This window comes from Vibrio sp. 1F253, assembly GCF_041439295.1.
GTDB lineage: Bacteria > Pseudomonadota > Gammaproteobacteria > Enterobacterales > Vibrionaceae > Vibrio > Vibrio tasmaniensis_A.
This window is the reverse complement of record NZ_JBGONU010000119.1, coordinates 1-2,572: the sequence shown is the minus strand read 5'-3', so window position 1 is coordinate 2,572 and position 2,572 is coordinate 1. Positions and strand designations below refer to the sequence as shown.

Sequence of the window (2,572 nt, the reverse complement as noted above, 5' to 3'; positions counted from 1 at the left end):
TGCGTATTTCGGTGATTGCGATCGCTCGTTTCGGTTTATTCCGATCACCTGATCCTACCGTTTTTCTCTCTTCTTATTTTTACTCTAAGTGATCGGATTGCGCCAGTTTTCTCATTGACTCACCTCCCAGTTCTATTCTATGACTATTGTGTACTAACCGATCCATTAGCGCGTCCGCGACGGTGGCGTTGCCGATCATGTTGTACCACTCCCTTACAGGTAACTGGCTGATGACGATTGTGCTGCTGTTTTGATAACGCTCTTCCAGCACTTCTAATAAGTGACCCGCATGCTCTTGAGTGAGTTTTTCCATCCCCCAGTCGTCGAGGATCAGTAAGGTTTTCTTAGTCAGCGATTGGAGTTGCTTTTGATAGCTACCATCCAGACGACCAGCGGTCAGGTCGTCAAGCAAGCGAGTTAATCGGTAGTACTTAACCGTTTGTTGTTGGTCACAGGCGCTGGTTGCCAGTGCGCAGGCAAGATACGTTTTGCCTGCGCCTGTTGGGCCTGTAACCAAGATGTTCTGGTGTTTGTATAGATAACTGCCCGTCAGAAGTTCGCTCATCTGTTTACGATTGAGGTTTCGTCCCTCCTTATAGATGAGTTGGCTCGGCTGCGCATCTACTCTCAGCTTGGCTTGTCGTTTTAAGCGTTGGATTTTGCTCTGATTGCGATTCAAGATCTCGCTTTCCAGAAGTAGGCTTAGCCTTTCCTCGAAGTCCAGTTCTGCGTAGGTGGTCAGTTGCTCTTGCTGCTGCTCTAATGCTTTCGCTGCATGGCTCAAGCGTAGGGTTTTGAGTTGGTCGTTCAGTGCATTCATATCCTTTCTCCTAGTGATAACTGTTCGGGCCACGAACATTGCTATGAACAAGATTTGGCGTACTCGTGTTGTCTTTACTCAGTTGTCCTTCACGATTGTTTTTCAACAAATTGCTGATGAAGGTGTAATTGGATTTTGTCAGCATCAGCGCATCTTTACAGGCTTGCTCTAGGCGCGATTCGCCATAGGTTTTACTGAGGCTGAGCAAGCCAAGGCAGGAACGATAAGACTGCTCTGGATGAGGCTTGGAGTTCAGCATCTTATTGACGACTTCTCGTGTGGCTGGGCCGATATTGGCTCCCCAGCTAAGCAAGCGCCCTGGCGACCACTTCTGATGTTGATGGTTGCTTGGCATGTGCTCTGGTTGGGTGCTGTTTCCTCGCTCTCTTTGGCTACGTGGATGCTGGGCCACCAAGTTACCTTGATGGTAGATCTGCACCAGGCGATTAGAGGCTTCCAACTCGACATGGTGACCAACAAGTTGATGGGGAACCGAGTAGTAATGACGGCGATATTCGATGTGATAGTCAGGGCCAACTTTGGCTCGTTTAGTTTCGGTATACAGGTAACGCTGCCTAGGCAGTGGCTTTAATGCAGGTTTGTCGAGTTTATCGAACAGCGCTTGGCGGCTGGCGCCATACTGTTTCATCTCACGCTGATTTAACTCATTCATGAGTTCACGGATGGCGAGATTCAACTCTTTAAAAGTGTGGAAGGCTTGGTGTCGCAACCGCATCATGATCCAGCGTTCTACTAGGAGCACGGCATTCTCTGCCTTGGCTTTGTCTTTCGGTTTGTAGGGGCGAGCAGGCATCACGGCTGTTTGATAGTGATTAGCCAGCTTTTGATAGCTGTCGTTCAGTCTCGGCTCATAACGATTGGCTTTGGTGACTGCGCTGCGTAGGTTATCGGGAACTAAGAGTTGTGGTACGCCACCGAAGTGTTCGAACGCATTCGCATGCGCCTCTAACCAGTAGGGCTTCCCTTGGCTGGGGAAGGCTTCAACATAAGTGTAATTGGACGCGCCTAAAGTCGCGACGAACACCTCCGCTTCGCGCACTTCGCCTGTGTCAGGGTTGACCACCTGAAGCCGAGGCCCACAGTAATCGATAAACAGTTTATCACCTGCAACATGAAGCTGGCGCATGCTGCGTTTTTGGGTTTTGAACCAACGAGTGAAGTGCTCGCAGAACTGAGTGTAAGCGTAAGCTTGCTCTTGATATTGCTCATGATACTCCTGCCAGAGCAGCATCTTTGTCATACCTTTACGCCTGAGTTCGACTGCGTATTGAGTGAAGTCTGGCATAACTTTATCTCGACTGACTTTCTTGCCGTGATACAGCGTCTGTGTGAGATCTGCATCGCTGCAACTGTCGGGTAGAGGCCAACCAAGTTGGCTTTGTTTAAAGCGAGTAAGGAGTTCTGATACGGTGGACGGGCCGAGTTTAAGGCAAGAAGCGATACCACGATTTGAGAGGCCGCAGTCGTATTTAAGGCGTAATACCTCTTTGATTTTGTTCATTGGAGTTCTCTTTTTGGCCATTGTCGCTTCCTTTCCTTCTTGTTTAAGAAGTAAAGAATAGCGAGCTATTGATTTAAAAGAGAAAAAGGAAGGATTTCGGCCATTACGATCACCGATTTCGGAGTTTGACTAAAAGTGATCGGATAATCGCGGAATCAGTGATCGGTTTAAACCGAAATGGGTGATCGGATAATCCCGAAATGACTGATCGGAATGCTCCGAAATATGCA

Annotated in this window: 2 protein-coding genes; both read right to left on the bottom strand. The window is 48.5% G+C overall.

Translation table 11 applies throughout. The features are described 5' to 3' along the window. Window positions 1-79 precede the first annotated feature (79 nt). Entirely contained in the window at window positions 80-820 is a 741-nt protein-coding gene (gene istB / locus ACED28_RS23025; protein ID WP_371710838.1) for an IS21-like element ISVch3 family helper ATPase IstB, read from the bottom strand. 10 nt (window positions 821-830) lie between these two features. Further along, window positions 831-2,363: an IS21 family transposase gene (gene istA / locus ACED28_RS23020; protein ID WP_135459315.1), complete on the bottom strand. Its 1,533-nt coding sequence runs from the start codon at window positions 2,361-2,363 to the stop codon at window positions 831-833. Window positions 2,364-2,572 lie beyond the last annotated feature (209 nt).

Coding starts and splice junctions, on each gene's coding strand:
- istB (WP_371710838.1), bottom strand. CDS start 820: ATGAATGCACTGAACGACCAACTCAAAACCCTACGCTTGAGCCATGCA.
- istA (WP_135459315.1), bottom strand. CDS start 2,363: ATGGCCAAAAAGAGAACTCCAATGAACAAAATCAAAGAGGTATTACGC.